An 18,191-nucleotide genomic window follows, 5' to 3' on the forward strand; every position below is an offset into this window, starting at 1 on the left:
AAGAGCTGATCGTGAACAAGAAAGCCATAGGACTGATGCTGCTCGGATACTGGACGGTGCACGGCGTGACCGAAGCCAGCGAGGGTGCGCTGACACTCACCCTGGAAAACGACACCTTCACCCACTCCGACAACAACTACACCAACGGTGTCGGCATCGCCTGGGTGTCAGGCGCTGTCGACGCCGATGACGATGGCTTCCTCGGCCGGTGGACCCGGCTCTGGTCGTCCCTGCCCTTCGTTGCCGACGAAGGCTACATGACCTACGCCTCCTGGTCCCTGGCACAGGAAATGAACACGCCGGATGACATCCGGGAGCCGAACCCGAGCGCCGACGACCAGCCCTACTCCGGCATTCTGTACGTCGACAGTACCCTGTATGCGCGCAAAGGGGACTGGACGCACGCCTGGCAGCTCAAGCTGGGCGTCGTCGGGCCGGCCTCACAGGCCGACGAGGTGCAGCGGGAGTTTCACCAACTGATCGGCGCCGACCAGCCCCGGGGCTGGGACACGCAGCTCCCGAACGAGCCCGTTGTCAACCTCGGCTATACCGCGGCACACCTCGCCGCTGCGGGGTCCGTGGGCGGTTCGGCACAGTGGAGACTGGTGCCGGTCGCAACGGCCGGGCTCGGTAACTACTTCACCGGCGCCGGGCTCGGCGTCTATGGCGAAGTCGGCTGGAATTTGGTGGAGGCCCTGGGCATGACCGCACTGCGTTCAGGGCTCAATGCGGCATCGACGGTCGGGGTAGGACCGCGGAATCACTGGTCCGTCTCGTTCTTCACCGGCGCCGGCGCCTACGGTGTTATCCACTACCTGCCGCTCGACGGCACGCTGTTCCGCGACAGCCGGTCGGTCGATTCGGAGCCCGTCGTCGGCATGGGCTCCTACGGCTTCAGCCTGCGGCGGGATAAGTTTGCCCTCAGTTTCTCGCGGACGCTTTTCAGCGAGTCCTTCGAAACTCAACGGCAAGACACGGACTTCGGCACAGTGGGCATATCGTGGCTCTTCTAACGGCCAGGGCCGATCGCTCCAAGCTCCCGTCGTCCCTGCGCCGGCAATGACGGGCGCTCTGGATTCTGGGCTGTGCCGCCACACCGTCTCAGAATGTGACAGGGCGGCACCGTAAATACATGATCTTAAGGAGGTAGAGAAATGAAAGTTTGCATTCTTGGCGCGACCGGGAATACCGGACGGCGACTGGTGGCACGTGCACTGAATGAAGGACATGACGTGACGGCAGCGGTCCGTGACACGAGTCGTGCAACCGGCTTCCAGCACGAGAATCTAACCCTGAGCGAGGTCGACTTTGACGATGCCACGGCACTGTGCGACCTGATGACAGGCCAGGACGTCGTGATCAATACGGCCGGCTATCTCGCTGACAGCGAAAATTTTTCGCCTCTCGTTCAGCGTATCATCAGAGCGGCCGAAGCCGCTCTCGGCCCAGGAGGCCGATTCTGGATGTTCGCAGGCGCCGCTCTCCTCGACGTGCCCGGCACGACCATAACGACGCTGGATCTTCCGGCCATTCCAAAGGTGTTCGAGGCTCACCGCACTAACTATAAGGAGCTGCGTGGCACCCAGCTCGATTGGTCAATTCTTTGCCCTGGACCGATGATTGACTCTCCCGACGGCTTGGCGACGGAAGGACTCGTTGTTTCTGAGACCGTTTGGCCGGTGAAGCGGCCAGCCTACACAAGAGTGTTGCCCCGTTTTGGCTCGACCCTGGCATTCAAGCTGGCCCTGCCGCGGCTCACCATTTACTACGAAGATGCCGCCAAGGTGGTACTCGATAACCTGGCAGCCAATGGCCGCTTTTCTCGTCGCCGTGTCGGTGTCGCACTGCCCGAAGGTCAAGCGCGACACAAGACGGACGGAACTAAACCGCAGGTAACGGACGACCGTCATGGCCTGCACGGATCTCAAAAAGGCAGGCCATAGAGGCTTGTGCCCCGAGGTTGATTCTTCGGATTTGGAGCGGGAAACGAGACTCGAACTCGCGAGGCTGCGCGCCCCGGACTACGCGTCCCGCCGCAACCTCGGCAAGGTTGTGCCGTGTCACCCGACATGATTTCCGGGCAATAAAAAACCGACCCTGAGGTCGGTTTTTAGGGGTTTGGAGCGGGAAACGAGACTCGAACTCGCGAGGCTGCGCGCCCCGGACTACGCGTCCCGCCGCAACCTCGGCAAGGTTGTGCCGTGTCATCCGGCATGATTTCCGGGCAATAAAAAACCGACCCTGAGGTCGGTTTTTAGGGGTTTGGAGCGGGAAACGAGACTCGAACTCGCGACCCCAACCTTGGCAAGGTTGTGCTCTACCAACTGAGCTATTCCCGCAGATTTTCACTTTCTTCGAACACCGGCTTGGTGGCCCGAGCTCTTCAATTTGGAGCGGGAAACGAGACTCGAACTCGCGACCCCAACCTTGGCAAGGTTGTGCTCTACCAACTGAGCTATTCCCGCATAATACTTCTGGCTTGTGCATGGGGCCGCGGCACGACCCTCATCAACTTCAGCAAGGTCAAGCTCAATCAACTGAGCTATTCCCGCAGATTTTTACTTGCTTCGAACACCGGCTTGGTGACCCATGTTCTTTAATTTGGAGCGGGAAACGAGACTCGAACTCGCGACCCCAACCTTGGCAAGGTTGTGCTCTACCAACTGAGCTATTCCCGCAAAACACTTTTTACTTTCAATGCCGCCTTGGTGAGCCGCATCGTTGCAATTTGGAGCGGGAAACGAGACTCGAACTCGCGACCCCAACCTTGGCAAGGTTGTGCTCTACCAACTGAGCTATTCCCGCAAAACATTTCAACTTGTGCATGAGGCCGCGGCGCGACCCTCATCAACTTCAGCAAGGTCAAGCTCCATCGACTGAGCTATTCCCGCAATTTGTTACGTAGGCAGCGTCTTGCTTCGCAATTCCGTCTGGCTACGGGAGGCGAATTATACGAGCGGCTTAAGTGAATGCAAGCCTTTTTTCGCCCCCCGAGATCGTTTGCCGAATTTACCAGCAGCGGTGCCCGGACGGCTCAGATCTTGAACACATTCTCCCGGTAAAACTGCAGCTCGGCGATGGATTCGCGAATATCCTCCAGGGCCTGGTGGCTGCCCTTCTTGGTGAACTGCTCCAGCAGCGCCGGCTGCCAGCGGCGCACCAGCTCCTTAACGGTGCTGACGTCGATATTGCGGTAATGGAAGAAGGCTTCCAGCTCCGGCATGTGGCGGGCCAGAAAACGGCGGTCCTGGCCGATGGAGTTGCCGCACAGGGGTGAGGTCTTTTCCGGCACCCACTGGCGCAGAAACGCCAGCGTCTGCGCCACCGCCTCCGCCTCGGTCACGGCGCTTGCCTGCACCCGTGCCACCAGGCCCGAGCCGGTGTGGGTGCGCACATTCCACTCGTCCATCTTGGCCAGTTCCGCCTCCGGCTGATGGATGGCCAGCACCGGTCCCTCGGCCAGCACCTTCAGTTCCTTGTCGGTGACGATGCTGGCAATCTCGATAATCCTGTGTTCGTCCGGCTCCAGGCCGGTCATCTCCAGATCGATCCAGACCAGGTTTTCTGCATTTTGGCTCATGTTGGGTCTCTAGCTGAGTGGCAATGGGGACAAGTTCGAGCGGGAAAGTGTATCATAGCCGGCAGTGAAAACGGGTTCGAGGACGTCGTGACCAAGAAAAAACAGCTCAGCAAAGGCCAGAAGCGCCGGGTAAGCGATAACCACAGCCGGCGGCTCAAGCGCCAGCAGGTGGACATCATAGACGACAGCCTGCTGGGTCCACCCCAGGAAGGGCTGGTGATCAGCCGCTTCGGCCAGCATGCCGACATCGAAGACGACGCCGGCCGGATCCACCGCTGCAACCTGCGCCGGACCCTGAGCTCCCTGGTCACCGGCGATCGGGTGGTCTGGCGCCCGGGCGTGGAGACCATGCAGGGCATCAGCGGCGTGGTGGAGGCAGTGCATCCCCGCCAGACCGAGCTCACCCGTCCCGACTACTACGACGGCATCAAGCCGGTGGCCGCCAACATCGACCAGATAGTGGTGGTGTCGGCGGTGCTGCCCGAGCTCAGCTGCCACATCATCGACCGCTACCTGGTGGCGGCCGAAGACGTCGAGATGCCCCCCATGATAGTGCTGAACAAGGCCGATCTGCTCACCGACGGCCAGCGCCGGGAGGCGGAGCAGGCCCTGCAGCGCTATCGGGATATCGGCTACCAGGTGCTGCTGGTCAGCTGCGACACCGGCGAGGGGCTGGATCAGCTCCAGCTAGCATTAAAGGATCACACCAGCATCTTCGTGGGCCAGTCGGGGGTGGGCAAGTCGTCCCTGGTCAATGCGGTCATGCCCCATGTGGAGGCGACCACCGGTGCCGTGTCCGACAACTCCGGCCTGGGCCAGCACACCACCACCACCGCCCGGCTCTACCATTTCCCGTCCGGCGGCTCCCTGATCGACTCGCCGGGCATCCGCGAATTCTCCCTCTGGCACCTGCCCCCGGAGCGGGTGGCCTGGTGCTTCCGCGAGTTCCGCCACTACCTCGGCGGCTGCCGCTTCCGCGACTGCAAGCACGGCACCGATCCGGGCTGCCTGCTGCAGCAGGCGCGGACGGATGGCGACATCCATCCCGAGCGGCTCGAGAGCTACCACCGAATCATGGATGCCATGGCCGACAAACCCAGTCGCCATCATCCCAAGTCCTGATCCCTTTTCCCCGTCATTGTTCGGACTCCCTATGATCGACAACCTGAAAATTCTGCTGCAATACCTGCTTCCCAAACACCTGATTTCCCGCCTGGTCGGCCGCCTGGCCGCCATGGAGGCTGGCCGGCTCACCCAGTGGCTGATCCGCCGCTTTATCCAGCGCTACCGGGTGGACATGAGCGAGGCCCAGTATCCGGATCCGGGCCATTACCGGAGCTTCAACGACTTCTTTACCCGTCCGCTGCAAGACGGCGTCCGTCCGCTGGTGCAGGGAGAGGAACTCCTCGCCATGCCGGTGGACGGCGCCATCAGTCAGCTGGCCCCCATCCAGCAGGGCCGCATCATCCAGGCCAAGGGCCACGACTTCAGCGCCCGGGCCCTGCTCGGCGGCGACAAGGCCCTGGCCGAACCCTTCATGGGCGGCGACTTCGCCACCATCTACCTGGCACCCAGGGACTATCATCGCATCCACATGCCGCTGGACGGGGTGCTCAGGACCATGATCTACGTGCCCGGCGAGCTGTTCTCGGTCAATCCGCTCACCGCCGAGCGGGTGCCCGAGCTCTTTGCCCGCAACGAGCGGGTGGTATGCATTTTCGATACCGCCGCCGGGCCCATGGCCCTGGTGCTGGTGGGCGCCACCATAGTGGCCAGCATCGAAACCGTCTGGGCCGGCACCATCACCCCGCCCGTGGGCCGGCGCGTGCAGCGCTGGGACTACGATCCGGCCACGGCGCCGCGCCTGGCCAAGGGCGAGGAGATGGGCCGCTTCAAGCTGGGCAGCACAGTGGTGTGCCTCTTTGCCCCCGGCCGGGTCGCGTTGTCCGACAGCCTCCGGCCCGGCACCCCCACCCGCATGGGCACCGAATTCGGGCGCCTGAACCGGGGCTGAACCGCCGCCGGTTTTAATCCTTAACATCGGGAGTCAGCCGTGTTTGCCCCCATACTGCTGTTTTTTGCCCTGCTGTTGCTGCCGGCCCCGGTGCCGGCGGATCAGAGCGTCGCCGACATCGAGGCCTTGCTGGCCGAAATCCCCGAGGGCGACAGGCCCGAGCTGCAAAAATTGCGCGACAGCTACAACCAGGCGCTGCAGCAAGTGCGCGAAGGCGAGCGCTACCGCAAGCAGGCCCAGGCCCTGCGACGGTTCATGGATGACTACCCGGCCGAGCTCCGGCAACTGGAACGCGAACGGGCCGGGCTCAAGCCCACCGACACCGCCGGCGTCCCCCGGCTGGACGAAGAGGCGGTGCAACAGGCCCTGGTCGATGCCCAGGCCCGACGGCTGGAGCTCAGACGCCAGCGGGACGACCTCGCCAATACCCTCAACCTGCAGGAGCTGGGGGCGGGGGATCAGCACAGCCTGCTGGACGATCTGCGCCAGCAGTTGCGCCGCACCCAGCAAAGCCTGGACGAGCTGCAGTTCTCGGACAGCCAGAGCCGGCAGCAGACCGCCAACCGCGTGCTGGCCCTGGTGCGCGAGCAGAGCCTGCAGAGCCGCATCCAGGTGCTGGAGCTGGAGCAGCTGTCCGCCGGCAACAGGAACAACCTCGACCGGCTGAAGCTGGACATCCTCCAGGCCCGGCTGCAGGATCTGGACGCCTACATAGAGGCGCTGCAGAGCCGCCAGAACGAGCTGCGCCGGGCCACCACCGAGGCCACCATCGCCGAAAGCGAGCGCCTGCTGGATCAGGTCGAGGCCGACGCGCCCCTGCTGGCAGAGCAGCAGGCCGTCAACCAGCGGCTGTCCACCCAGTTAGGGGAAAAAAGCCGGGAGGTGGAGGCCTTGCAGCTGGAATACCAGGCGGCGGAGCGGGCCGCCTCCGAGCTGGCCACCATGAAGGACCATCTCAAGGAGCAGTTGGAGTGGTTGCAGGTCAGCCGGGGCTTCGGCGAGAACCTGCGCAACCGCCTGAACGACTTGCCGCCCCCCTATTCCCTGCCCCAGCTGGAAGCCCGCATCGTGCAGAGCCGGGTGGACAAGTACGGCTACCAGGAGTCCCTCGACAGCCTGCGCACCGGTAATTATCGAACCGAGCTGCTGCTGAGCGAGCAGGCCACCGTCCTGACCGACGCCCAGCTGGAGCAGTTGGACGAGCTGCTGGCCACCCAGCGCCGGCTGCTGGAGCAGTTGATCGGCGCCACCGACAACCAGATACACGAACAGACCCGGCTCAAGGTCGCCTACAGCCGGCAGAACAGCCAGTTGGAGGAAATCCGGACCCTCACCGACGAGCGGCTGTTCTGGCTGCCGGATCTGCGCCCCATCGGCGGCCAGTTCCCGCAGGCCCTGATGGAAACCCTGGGTTGGCTGCTCACCGCCAGCACCTGGACCGCCCTGCCCCAGTCCCTGCTGCTGCAGGGCGGCGCCAGCCTCACCCTGTACGGTGTCAGCTCGCTGATGGTGCTCTACCTCTGGCTACTGAGCCGACGCAGCCTGCGCGACTACCTGGAAAAAATCAGTGCGCGCATCGGCAACGTCACCCAGGACAAGTACGACTACACCTTCAATACCCTGCTGCTCAGCCTGCTCACCGCCCTGCCGCTGCCGGCACTGCTGTCGCTGCTGTCCAACGCCATCGACTCGCCCTGGGCGCCGCCGGTGGTGCTGGCCCTGTCCCATGCCCTGGGCGAGCTGATGCTGCCGGTATTCATCCTGATGTTGATCGGCAACCTGATGATGAACAGGGGCCTGCTGGTGGTGCACTTCAACCTGCCCCGGGAGCGGGTGCGCCGGGTCTGGCGCCAGTTCCAGACCCTGATGCTGACCATGTTGCCGGCCCTGCTGCTGTTCTACACCGCCCAGGAATACCGGGACTTCTCCCTCTACGACACCCTGGGCCGGCTCGGCTTCATGTTCATCTGCCTGCTGCTCAGCCTGTTCTCCTGGCGCCTGTACCGGGCGGATCTGCCGCTGCTGCTGTCCAGCCCCCGCCGGGAGCACCTGACCCTGGTCAACCACCTGCTGTGGGGCCTGCTGATCCTGGCGCCGCTGCTGGCCCTGGCCGCCACCGCCATGGGCTATCTGTTCACCGCCCATACCCTGCTGCGCCAGCTGGAGATCTCGGTACTGGTGGGGCTGGGATTCCTGATGGCCTACTTTCTGGTGCGGCGCTGGATGCTGATCCAGCGCCGGCGGCTGGCGTTCGAGCGGGCCAAGGCCCGACGGGCGGAAATCCTGGCCCAGCGCAAGGAAAAGGAGAAGGAAGAGGCGACCGAAGCCCCGCCCAGCCCGGAGGCGGAAGCCGCCGCCGTGGCCGAGGTGGATCTGGACACCATCAGCGCCCAGTCGTTGGGGCTGCTGCGCTCGGTGCTGATGCTGGGCTACATCCTCAGCCTGATGCTGCTGTGGTCGGAGATCAACACCGCCTTCAGCTTCCTCGACAGCATCCAGGTCTGGCAGGTTTCCACCAGCCTGGCCGGGGAAGACACCCTGGTACCCATCTCGCTCAAGGATCTGGTGATCGCCCTGTTCGTGGTGGTGCTCACCTGGATCACCGCCCGCAACCTGCCCGGCCTGATGGAGCTCAGCCTACTGCAGCACCTCAACCTGTCGCCCGGCACCGGCTTCGCCATCACCACCATCTCCAAGTACCTGGTGCTGATGGTCGGCGCCTTCACCACCTTCGCCATGCTCGGCATCGACTGGTCCAAGACCCAGTGGCTGGTGGCCGCCCTGTCGGTAGGCCTGGGCTTCGGTCTGCAGGAGATCTTCGCCAACTTCGTGTCCGGCCTGATCATCCTGTTCGAGAAGCCGATCCGTATCGGCGACACCGTCACCATCCGCGAGCTCACCGGCACCATCTCCAAGATCAAGACCCGGGCCACCACCATAGTGGACTGGGACCGCCGCGAGATCATCGTGCCCAACAAGGCCTTTATCACCGAGCAGTTCGTCAACTGGTCCCTGTCCGACGCCATCACCCGGGTCAAGCTGCTGGTGCGGGTGCGGCTGGATGCGGACATCGAGCTGGTGCAGCGGTTGACCCACGAGGCGATACAGGAGTGCGGCCTGATCCTGGACAACCCCATCCCCGAGGTGTTCCTGATAGAGTTGACCGACTCGGCCCTGGTGTACGAGGTGAGGGTCTATGTGGAGGACATGAGCCATCGCATGCCCATGACCCACGAGCTGCACAACCTGCTGCTGGCCCGGCTGCGCCGGCACCGGATCCAGATCCCGCACCAGCAGGTGGATATCCGCCTGATCAGCGAGCAGCCCATCAACGCGCCCGTGCGAGGTCATGATGCCAAACCGGCTTAAACTACCGATCGCCCTGCTGCTGCCCCTGCTGGTACTGAACCTGCCGGCCGAGCTGCTGCCGCTGCCGGATCCCAGCCTGGTCGAGCAACGGCTGCTGGCCATCTTCCTGCTCGCCGCCCTGCTGTGGGTGCTGGAACCGGTGCCGGTGTTCGCTACCTCCCTGCTGATCATCGGCCTGCTGCTGGTCACGGTATCGGATCAGGCCGCCGTCTGGTTTCTGCGGGAAGACGCCGGCCAGCCCCTGGGCGAGCTGCTGCCCTACCAGGCCATCATGGGCAGCTTCGCCTCCCCCATCATCATCCTCTTCCTGGGCGGCTTCGCCCTGGCCCTGGGGGCGGCCAAGTACCGGCTCGACACCAACCTGGCCAACTATCTGCTGCGCCCCTTCATGGCCAGCCACGACCGGCTGATGCTGGGCGTCATGCTGATCACGGCGCTGTTCTCCATGTTCATGTCCAACACCGCCACCACCCTGATGATGCTCACCATCATGGGGCCGGTGTTCGCCAGCCTGGGACTGCAGGCGCCGTCCACCCGCGGCCTGCTGCTGGCCATTCCCGTCGCCGCCAACCTGGGCGGCATCGGTACCCCCATCGGCACCCCGCCCAACGCCATCGCCCTGCAGTACATGGCCGATCCCATCGACTTCCTGACCTGGATGGCCTTCGCCGTGCCGCTGGTGCTGGTGATGCTGGTCGCCGCCTGGCGCCTGTTGCTCCGACTCTACCCCGCCACCGGACTGGGCCTGTGCCTGACCCTGAGCAGCCAGTTCGTGCGCAGTCCCCGGGCTTACCTGCTCTACGCCACCTTCGCCCTGACCATAGTGCTGTGGCTCAGCTCCTTCTGGCACGGCATGAACAGCTATGTGGTGGCCATGATCCCCCTGGTGGTGTTCAGCCTGACCGGCATCATCACCCCGGCGGATCTGCAGAAGATCAACTGGGACGTACTCTGGCTGGTGGCGGGGGGCATCGCCCTGGGGCTGGCGCTGGAACAGTCGGGGCTGGCCCGCAAGCTGGCCCTGTCGCTGCCGCTTGAGCAGCTGCCCGGCGCCGCCATACTGCTCAGCCTGCTGCTGGTGTGCTTTCTGTTGGCCAACGTCATGTCCAACACCGCCACCGCCAACCTGATACTGCCGATCACCGCCGCCGTGGCCACCGGCTACCAGGGCATGGCCGACTACGGCCTGGACAGCGCCCTGGTGCTGGTGGCCCTGTCCTGCTCGCTGGGCATGATACTGCCGGTGAGCACCCCGCCCAACGCCCTGGCCTACGCCACCGGCCTCATCACCACCAGGGACATGCTGCGCACCGGCCTGGCGGTGGGCGCCTTCGGCCTGGTGCTGCTGTTCGCCATCATGCTGGCATTGGGCGCCCTGGGATGAACTTTACCCTCAAGCAGCTGCGGCTGTTCGTGAGCGTGGCGGAAAACGGCAGCCTGAGCCGGGCCGCCGAGCAGCTGGCCATGACCCAGTCGGCGGCCACCATGTCGCTGCAGGAGCTGGAGCGCCAGCTCAACCACCCCCTGTTCGACCGGGTCGGCCGCCGGCTCAGCCTCAACGCCTGGGGCCAGTGGCTGCTGCCCCGGGCCCAGAAGATGCTGGCCGAGAGCTACCTTATCGAACAGGGCTTCAAGGGCCAGAGCCCCATCGCCGGCCGGCTGCGCCTGGGCGCCAGCCGCACCATAGCGGATCACTGGCTGCCGGAGCTGGTCGAGCGGCTCGCCCGCCGCTATCCCCAGCTCGACCTCGGCCTGGCGGTGGACAACACCCACAGCCTGCTGCAGCAGCTGTATCAGGGACGGCTGGAGATGGCGCTGATCGAAGCCCACGCCCAGGAAAAATGGCTCCGGCTCGAGCCCTGGTGCCGGGATGAGCTGGTGATCGTGTGCCAGCACGAGCATCCTCTGGCCCGGGAGCCCGAGGTGAGCCTGGAACAACTGGCCGAGTGCGACTGGATACTGCGTGAATCCGGCTCCGGTACCCGGGACACCTTCGAACAGGCCCTGGCCGGCCGGCTGGGCCCCTTGCGGATCCGCCAGGAATACCCGCACCTGCCCACCATCAAGCGGCTGCTGCAATCCCGCCCCTGGCTCAGCTGCGTGTCGCGCCTGAGCGTGGCCGACGAGCTGGCCGCGGGCAGCCTGGTGGCGTTGCCGGTGCCCGCGCTCTCCCTCAGCCGCTTCTTCTATTTCGCCTGGCACAAGGACAGGGGCGATCATCCCGCGCGCATGGCGCTGATCGAGCTGGCCAGGGACATCCTGCCGTGAGAAATACCCTCATGACGGCCATGGCTGCTTGCATTTTTCTCCTCCTGGCCGGGTCTAATTAATAATCCCCCGGCCGGAGATCGCCCATGCTACGCCTACTGCTTGTTGCCCTGCTGTTGAGCGGCTGCGCCGCGCCCTACGACTACGCCGAAGGCACCGATTTCAACCGTTTCACCACCGTCGCCCTGGCGCCCACGGCGGACAGCCAGTCGCTGGACGGCGCCCGCATCACCGCCTCGGCCCAGGCTTTGCTGCCGGGGCGCGGACTGCGCCTGGTGGAGCCCGAGCAGGCTTCGCTCTGGCTGAACTATCAGTTGTTGGAAGAAACCCGGCTGCTGACCACCATGCCCCACATGTTCAGCCGTCACGACGCCTTCTGGCACGACGAGGAGCGGGTCTACGGCGCCGTGCGCGAACTCAAGCTCAAGCTGTGGCTGGAGCAGCCCGGCGGAAAGATGCTGTGGAGCAGCAAGCATCCGCGCGCTTTTCCCGCCGAGCGCATAAAAGGCGCCGAACGCAGCCGGCGCATCGAGCAGCAGGTGGCAGAGCTGCTGGCCAACTATCCGCCCCGGGACTGACTCAGGCGCGGGTGACCGGAAAGGCGAGCACCTGCTCCAGCCGCGAAGCCCCCAGCGCCAGCATGATCAGCCGGTCCACCCCCAGGGCGACCCCGGCGCAGTCGGGCAGGCCGGCCTGCAGGGCGGCGAGCAGGTATTCGTCCACCGGCCGCTCGGGCAGCCCGCGGCCGCGGCGCAGCCGGTTGTCCTGCTCGAAACGGCGCCGCTGTTCGGCGGCATCGCTCAGCTCATGAAAACCGTTGGCCAGTTCGATGCCCTTGAAATAGACCTCGAATCGCTCCGCCACCCGCGGATCTTGCGGGCTGATGCGCGCCAGGGCCGCCTGGCTGGCGGGGAAGTGGTAGACGAAACAGGGCACCACTTGGCCGATGCGCGGCTCCACTCCGAGGGCGAACAGCAACTGCAGCAGGGTGTCCCTGTCCTCCTCCCGGGCGATGAGATCGTCGGCGCCGAGATCCTGGCCGGCCCGGCGCAGCTCGTCGAGGGAAGCGCTCAGCGGGCAGACCCCCAGGGTGGCCAAAAAGGCCTGCCGGTAGCTCAGTCGTTCGGGAACGCCGCAATCCAGCACCAGCTGCAGCAGGGCCGCCATTTCGTCCATCAACCCATGGTGATCGAAACCGGGCCGGTACCATTCCAGCATGGTGAACTCGGGATTGTGCAGACGACCGGATTCCTCGTTGCGGTAGGCCTTGCAGATCTGGTAGATGGGGCCGCTGCCCGCCGCCAGCAACCGCTTCATATGGAATTCCGGCGAGGTCTGCAGGTAGAGATCCAGTCCCCGGGCCATGCCGGGGCCGACGAAGCGGGTGACGAAGTTGTCCAGGTGCACATCGGTCACGCCGGCGCTGGCCAGGGTGGGCGTATCCACCTCCAGCACCTCCCGCTCGGCAAAGAAGCGGCGGATGGCGGCCAGCAATCGGGCCCGTTGTTGCAGAAAAGCGAGGGAAGCCGTGGGCGGCCAGGGGATGCTAGTCATGGGTTCGGTGCCAAAAATGGGCATTTTACCGCTAACGGCGGCGCTTGCCAGCCTAGACGGGCCCTTTCAGCTCGACCTGGTTGCCCTCGGGATCGAACACATAGACCGAAGGCCCCTCGCCCTCGGCCCCGTAGCGCAGTTGCGGCTCTTCGCAGATCACCCCGTTGCACTCCAGGTAGAGCCGCAGGGCATCGGGCTCGAAGGGACTGATCCGCAGGCAGAAGTGATCCATGTTGGCCTTGCACTGATCCGCCGCTTCCCCGTCGCCCCCCAGGGGACCCCGGATGTCCACCAAATCGATCAGTTGGGCACCGGCGCGCAACTGGTAGAGGCCGATGTCGATTTTTTCCCGCTCCAGGGTACAGCCCAGGACCCGGCAGTAGAAATCCAGCATCCGCTCCGGCTGCCGCACCCGCAGCACCAGATGATCCAGCCCCAGTATCTCGAACATGAGCAGCGCCTCCCCGTCAGGATGCTAACAGCATGGCGTAATTTTGAGCAAAATAAAAGGACGCCGCAGCGCCCTCGAGTCGTTATTCCCGCTCAGTCTTCGCCCATCACGGGGTCGTCCCGCTTCACTGCGCCGAAAAAAGCGTACCAGGCGAACAACAGCGCCATCACCAGGTAGCCCAGTACGTAGTCCGGCGCCGCATAGAAGCCGAGTTTGGGCGCGTGCATCAGCCCGACGAAGGAGAAGCCGGCGCTGCACAGGGCGAAGGCCATGGCCCGCTTGAAGGCGCCATCGATCACGCAGACGGTGATGGCACCCAGCATCATGGCGGTGAACATGGCGCCCTGGCCCAGGGGCACTATGCCGTCGGAAATACGGCTGACCACCTCGCCGGCGGCGTTGTTGAAACGGGTCATCACGTAGTTGGCGAAGTAGGGCAGCATGGCCAGGGCCACCGCCGGATAGTATTTCCTGGCGTTGGTCTGGAAGGCGGTGGACACCATGGACATGCCCACGAACACCAGTATGGGGGCCACCACCGCCACGGGGATCAGCGCCGAGATCACCGCGATCAGGCCGAACATGGCCGCCAGCAGGTAGACGACCCCGTTGAGGATGCTGTAGCCACGGCCGGCCTTCATCCACTTGGCGCCGACGGTGGCGATATAGACGGTGGTCGGGAACAGGCCGCCGAACAGGGCGCCGATCATGGTCCCCACGCCGTCCACCGCCTGGCACTCGCGCACATCGTACTTGTCGCCGGCCGCTTCCATCGCCTCCACGTTGTTCATGGTCTCGATGGCGTTGTAGAGGGTGATGGGCAGCACCACGGTGAGGATGCCGATCATGGAGCCCAAGAGGTAGCCGATGCCGTCGAAGGCCGCCATGCTGGGCAGCACGGGATAGAAGCCGAAGTGTGACAGCCCCTCGGCAATCTTGGCGCTGTCGCTTTCCCCCAGCAGATAGGCCAGCAGGGTACCGAACAGGATGGCGAACAGGGAGGCGGGCATGCGGAAGGGCAGCACCACCCGGCCGACGATGCCGATGATGATCACCGCCAGCACGAACAGGCCGACCACCGGCATCTCCAGGGTCTTGAACATCATCTCGCCGGCGATAAAGGTCAGGGCCACCCCGGCCACCGCCCCCAGCATGGCCGCCCGGGGCAGGTTGCGCTGCACCCAGCGGCCCACCAGGCTGACCAGCACCTCCAGCAGGCCGCTGAGGAAGCAGGCGCCCACCGCGATCTTCCAGGCCAGAACAGGATCCCCGGTCATGGTCTTGGCCGGCAGCAGCACCCCGAACAGGAACACGAACATCACCGGCGTACTGATGCCATAGGACAGGGCGGTCACATCGGTGCGCCGCTCGCGGTGGGCCAGGCGGTTGGCGGTGTAGGCATAATAGAAATTGCCCACCAGTACGGCGATGGCGGCGCCCGGTATCACCTGCCCGAACACCAGCTCCCGGGGGAAGCCCATGCCCAGCATGGTGATGGTGATGATCACGAAGTTGGCGACATTGTTCTGGAACAGGGCGAAAAAGGCGTCGGTGTCTTCTTTCTTGTACCAGGGATAATGGAAGCGGGGCTCGGCCACTGCTGGTTTCTCCTTTAATGATGAACGTCGGGTGACGCCGGGCAAACGATTGCGTGTGTGGATGCCGTCTTCTGGAGGACGGCTGGAAGTGGCTGATTATAGGAAAAAAACGGTGTCGGCAAAGCCATTTTGTACCAAAAAGTCAGTTTTTCGGGTCAAGAACGGGAGTGGAACATTAATCTTCAAATGAAATTAATTGTTGAATTCTGGGTCAGGATAGTTGCAAAAAAAATAACCCGGACTAGAATGCTGAAAACCGGGGGCCTAAAAAACCCCCGGTTTTTTTGTGCCTGTCACTTATCGAGGTTACACCATGCGTATCGAAGAAGACTTGAAACTGGGCTTTAGGGATGTGCTGTTTCGCCCCAAGCGCTCCACCCTCAACAGCCGTTCCCAGGTCGAACTGAACCGGGAATTCACCTTTAAGCATTCGGGTCGGCGCTGGTCCGGGGTGCCGGTCATCGCCGCCAACATGGATACCGTCGGCACCTTCGCCATGGCCCGGGCCCTGGCCCGCCACGATATGCTGACGGCGGTCCACAAGCATTACTCGGTCGACGAGTGGCGGGCCTTCGTGGCGGAGACCGGCGCCGATCTGCTCAGGCACGTCATCGTCTCCACCGGCACCTCCGACAAGGACTTCGAGAAGCTGCAGCAGATCCTGGCCCTGTCCGGCGAGCTCGGCTTTATCTGCATCGACGTGGCCAACGGTTACAGCGAGCACTTCACCTCCTTCGTCAGCCGGGTGCGCAGCCAGTGCCCGGGCCACACCATCATCGCCGGCAACGTGGTCACCGGTGAAATGGTGGAGGAGCTGATCCTCTCCGGCGCCGACATCGTCAAGGTGGGCATAGGGCCGGGTTCGGTGTGCACCACCCGGGTCAAGACCGGGGTCGGTTATCCCCAGCTGTCGGCCATCATCGAGTGCGCCGACGCCGCCCACGGCCTGGGTGGCCAGATCATCGGCGACGGCGGCTGCACCTGCCCGGGCGACGTGGCCAAGGCCTTCGGCGGCGGCGCCGACTTCGTGATGCTGGGCGGCATGCTGGCGGCCCACGAGGAGTGCGGCGGCGAGATCATCGAGCGGGACGGCCGGGCCTTCATGACGTTCTACGGCATGAGTTCTTCCAGCGCCATGGAAAAGCACGCCGGCGGCGTGGCCAAGTACCGGGCGGCGGAAGGCAAAACGGTGGAACTGCCCTACCGCGGGCCGGTGGAGGAGACGGTGCAGGACATCCTCGGCGGCGTGCGCTCCACCTGCACCTATGTGGGCGCCCAGCGGCTGAAGGAGCTGACCAAGCGCACCACCTTTATCCGGGTGCGGGAGCAGGAAAACAACGTCTACGGCAAGGAATAAACAAAAACGGCGCCCCCGGGGCGCCGTTTTTACATCGGGAACAAAGCTTACTTCACCCGGGACACGTACTCGCCGGAGCGGGTGTCGACCTTCAGCACTTCGCCGATCTGGATGAACAGGGGCACCCGCACCACGGCGCCGGTGCTCAGGGTGGCGGGCTTGCCGCCGGTGCCGGCGGTGTCGCCCTTCAGGCCCGGATCGGTTTCCACCACTTCCAGCTCCACGAAGTTGGGCGGGGTCACGGAGATGGGGGAGCCGTTCCACAGGGTCAGGATGCAGACGTCCTGCTCCTTCAGCCACAGCTTGGCATCACCCACCGCCTTGTCGTCGGCGGCCAGCTGCTCGAAGGTGTCGTTGTTCATGAAGTGGTAGAACTCGCCGTCGTTGTACAGATAGGCCAGCTCCATGTCCATGACGTCGGCCGCTTCCACGCTGTCGCCGGACTTGAAGGTCTTTTCCAGCACCTTGCCGTTCAGCAGGCGGCGGATTTTAACGCGGTTGAAGGCCTGGCCCTTGCCGGGCTTGACGAATTCGTTCTCGATAATGGCGCAAGGCTCGCCGTCCAGCATAATCTTTAGGCCGGAGCGGAATTCGTTGGTACTATAAGAGGCCATTTTACCCTCGTGAATTTGACAGAGTTGCAGAAAATGCCGGCAATGATACCCCTAAACGGGGGCGATTTACATATTAACTGGCAAAAAGAACTTGCCCGGGCCTTTACCTCGCCCGAACAGCTGCTCGATTACCTGGGGATAGACCCGGAGCCCTGGCAAGCCGGCTTTCCGGCCCGCCGGCTGTTCCCGATGCGCGTCCCCCGCCCCTTCGCCGACAAGATGCGCCCGGGCGATCCCCGGGATCCCCTGCTGCGCCAGGTGTTGCCCCTGGGCGAGGAGTTCGCCGAGGTGCCCGGCTTCGTCGCCGATCCGCTCGACGAGCACGATAGCGCCCTGCCCGGCCTGCTGCACAAGTATCGCTCCCGGGTGCTGCTGGTGCTGCGTGGCGGCTGCGCGATCAATTGCCGCTACTGCTTTCGCCGCCATTTTCCCTATGCCGATAACAGCCCGGGGCGGGAAGGCTGGCGCGAGGCGCTGGACTATGTCGCCGCCGATCCCGGCATCAACGAGGTGATCCTCTCCGGCGGCGATCCGCTGATGGCCAAGGACGAGCAGCTCGCCACCCTGCTCGACGCCCTGGAGGCCATCCCCCACTTGCGGCGGCTGCGCATTCACAGCCGGCTGCCGGTGGTGATCCCGGCCCGCCTGACCGAATCCCTTAAAGCCCGTCTCGCCCGCAGCCGGCTGCAGGCGGTGCTGGTACTGCACGTCAACCACGCCAACGAGGTGGACGACATCCTGGCCGACGCCCTGCAGGACTGGCGCCGGGCCGGCATTACCCTGCTCAACCAGAGCGTGCTGCTGGCCGGGGTCAACGACGATGCCGACCGCCTCGAGGCGCTTTCGGAACGGCTGTTCGAGGCCGGCGTCCTGCCCTATTACCTGCACCAGCTCGACAGGGTACAGGGCGCGGCCCACTTCGCGGTCGGCGACGAGCGGGCCAGGGCACTCATGGCCCAGCTGCTGGCCCGGCTGCCCGGCTTCCTGGTGCCCCGGCTGGTGCGGGAAGTCGGCGGCGAAACCAGCAAAACCCCGTTAGATCTCGGTCTTGAACCCTGTTAAGGAACCCCGATGCACGACTCCGTCACCGCCAAGCTGCACGACACCCTCAAAGAGCTCTACCACCAGGCCATCGACGCCGACAAGAAACTGGCCGAGCTGCGCACCCGCGGCCAGGCCAAGTTCAGCGCCGTACTGCGCGAAGACAGCCAGTTCACCACCCATGCGGACCACTTCATGCCCTATGTGGCGGAGCTGGCGGAAGAGCTGGAGCTGCTGGAGATGAGTGCGGACGAAGAATACCAGGCGCTGCTGGGACGCATGGTGCACAAGATCCATGTGCTGGCCGATACCCTGGGACAGTTCCTCCGTCTGTCCTGAGAAGAG

The 18,191-nt window shown here is 64.3% G+C and carries 16 protein-coding genes and 4 tRNA genes; 11 read left to right on the plus strand and 9 right to left on the minus strand.

The features are described 5' to 3' along the window. Positions 1–11: 11 nt before the first annotated feature. Together ACT7DK_RS15705 and ACT7DK_RS15710 are read left to right on the plus strand one after the other, a co-directional pair. Positions 12–1,013 (plus strand): lipid A deacylase LpxR family protein, encoded by a 1,002-nt coding sequence (locus ACT7DK_RS15705; protein WP_445400780.1) that lies wholly within the window; start codon positions 12–14, stop codon positions 1,011–1,013. Positions 1,014–1,154: 141 nt separating this feature from the next. Further along, a complete protein-coding gene (locus tag ACT7DK_RS15710; protein WP_445400782.1) occupies positions 1,155–1,943 on the plus strand; it encodes an NAD(P)-dependent oxidoreductase in 789 nt (262 codons plus the stop codon). A gap of 320 nt (positions 1,944–2,263) precedes the next feature. On the opposite strand, the gene ACT7DK_RS15715 is transcribed toward ACT7DK_RS15710, so the two are convergent. The 5 genes from ACT7DK_RS15715 to orn all read right to left on the minus strand — a co-directional run bounded on the left by ACT7DK_RS15715 (position 2,264) and on the right by orn (position 3,580). Beyond that, positions 2,264–2,339 (minus strand) — tRNA-Gly (locus ACT7DK_RS15715). A gap of 50 nt (positions 2,340–2,389) precedes the next feature. After that, positions 2,390–2,465, minus strand: a tRNA-Gly gene (locus ACT7DK_RS15720). Positions 2,466–2,602: 137 nt separating this feature from the next. Continuing rightward, positions 2,603–2,678: transfer RNA gene (locus tag ACT7DK_RS15725), tRNA-Gly, on the minus strand. Between the two features lie 51 nt (positions 2,679–2,729). Then, positions 2,730–2,805 (minus strand) — tRNA-Gly (locus tag ACT7DK_RS15730). A gap of 229 nt (positions 2,806–3,034) precedes the next feature. Then, complete coding sequence (orn, locus tag ACT7DK_RS15735) at positions 3,035–3,580, minus strand: oligoribonuclease (RefSeq protein WP_445400784.1); 546 nt, start codon at positions 3,578–3,580, stop codon at positions 3,035–3,037. A gap of 87 nt (positions 3,581–3,667) precedes the next feature. Between orn and rsgA the strand changes: the two genes are divergently transcribed. The 6 genes from rsgA (at position 3,668) to ACT7DK_RS15765 (ending at position 11,809) form a co-directional block, all read left to right on the plus strand. Then, complete coding sequence (gene rsgA, locus ACT7DK_RS15740) at positions 3,668–4,702, plus strand: small ribosomal subunit biogenesis GTPase RsgA (protein WP_445400786.1); 1,035 nt, start codon at positions 3,668–3,670, stop codon at positions 4,700–4,702. A gap of 31 nt (positions 4,703–4,733) precedes the next feature. After that, positions 4,734–5,594 (plus strand): archaetidylserine decarboxylase, encoded by an 861-nt coding sequence (gene asd / locus ACT7DK_RS15745; protein WP_445400788.1) that lies wholly within the window; start codon positions 4,734–4,736, stop codon positions 5,592–5,594. A gap of 39 nt (positions 5,595–5,633) precedes the next feature. Then, complete coding sequence (gene mscM / locus ACT7DK_RS15750; protein ID WP_445400790.1) at positions 5,634–8,963, plus strand: miniconductance mechanosensitive channel MscM; 3,330 nt, start codon at positions 5,634–5,636, stop codon at positions 8,961–8,963. After that, positions 8,944–10,347 carry an SLC13 family permease gene (locus ACT7DK_RS15755; RefSeq protein WP_445400792.1) on the plus strand — a complete coding sequence of 468 codons (1,404 nt, stop codon included), beginning with the start codon at positions 8,944–8,946 and terminating at the stop codon, positions 10,345–10,347. Before mscM ends, ACT7DK_RS15755 begins: the two co-directional genes overlap by 20 nt. Continuing rightward, a complete protein-coding gene (locus ACT7DK_RS15760) occupies positions 10,344–11,231 on the plus strand; it encodes a LysR substrate-binding domain-containing protein (RefSeq protein ID WP_445400794.1) in 888 nt (295 codons plus the stop codon). The genes ACT7DK_RS15755 and ACT7DK_RS15760 overlap by 4 nt, the downstream gene beginning before the upstream one ends. Before the next feature lie 86 nt (positions 11,232–11,317). Next, entirely contained in the window at positions 11,318–11,809 is a 492-nt protein-coding gene (locus ACT7DK_RS15765; protein WP_445400796.1) for a DUF4136 domain-containing protein, read from the plus strand. Between the two features lies 1 nt (position 11,810). Here the strand turns inward: ACT7DK_RS15765 and epmA are convergent, their stop codons facing one another. The 3 genes from epmA to ACT7DK_RS15780 form a co-directional block, all read right to left on the minus strand. Then, positions 11,811–12,785, minus strand: coding sequence for an elongation factor P--(R)-beta-lysine ligase (epmA, locus tag ACT7DK_RS15770; RefSeq protein ID WP_445400798.1), 975 nt, complete (start codon positions 12,783–12,785; stop codon positions 11,811–11,813). Between the two features lie 52 nt (positions 12,786–12,837). Continuing rightward, positions 12,838–13,236 carry a VOC family protein gene (locus ACT7DK_RS15775; protein ID WP_445400800.1) on the minus strand — a complete coding sequence of 133 codons (399 nt, stop codon included), beginning with the start codon at positions 13,234–13,236 and terminating at the stop codon, positions 12,838–12,840. A gap of 92 nt (positions 13,237–13,328) precedes the next feature. After that, positions 13,329–14,834 (minus strand): hypothetical protein, encoded by a 1,506-nt coding sequence (locus tag ACT7DK_RS15780; RefSeq protein ID WP_445400802.1) that lies wholly within the window; start codon positions 14,832–14,834, stop codon positions 13,329–13,331. Positions 14,835–15,147: 313 nt separating this feature from the next. Between ACT7DK_RS15780 and ACT7DK_RS15785 the strand changes: the two genes are divergently transcribed. After that, complete coding sequence (locus tag ACT7DK_RS15785) at positions 15,148–16,191, plus strand: GMP reductase (protein WP_445400804.1); 1,044 nt, start codon at positions 15,148–15,150, stop codon at positions 16,189–16,191. Positions 16,192–16,238: 47 nt separating this feature from the next. Here the strand turns inward: ACT7DK_RS15785 and efp are convergent, their stop codons facing one another. Then, positions 16,239–16,805: an elongation factor P gene (gene efp / locus ACT7DK_RS15790; RefSeq protein ID WP_094040262.1), complete on the minus strand. Its 567-nt coding sequence runs from the start codon at positions 16,803–16,805 to the stop codon at positions 16,239–16,241. Positions 16,806–16,847: 42 nt separating this feature from the next. Between efp and epmB the strand changes: the two genes are divergently transcribed. Together epmB and ACT7DK_RS15800 are read left to right on the plus strand one after the other, a co-directional pair. Further along, positions 16,848–17,867, plus strand: a complete 1,020-nt coding sequence (epmB, locus tag ACT7DK_RS15795) for an EF-P beta-lysylation protein EpmB (protein WP_445400806.1) — start codon at positions 16,848–16,850, stop codon at positions 17,865–17,867. 9 nt (positions 17,868–17,876) lie between these two features. Continuing rightward, positions 17,877–18,185 (plus strand): hypothetical protein, encoded by a 309-nt coding sequence (locus ACT7DK_RS15800; RefSeq protein WP_445400808.1) that lies wholly within the window; start codon positions 17,877–17,879, stop codon positions 18,183–18,185. The last annotated feature ends 6 nt before the right edge of the window (positions 18,186–18,191 follow it).

The sequence above is a fragment of the Zobellella sp. An-6 genome (assembly GCF_052487945.1).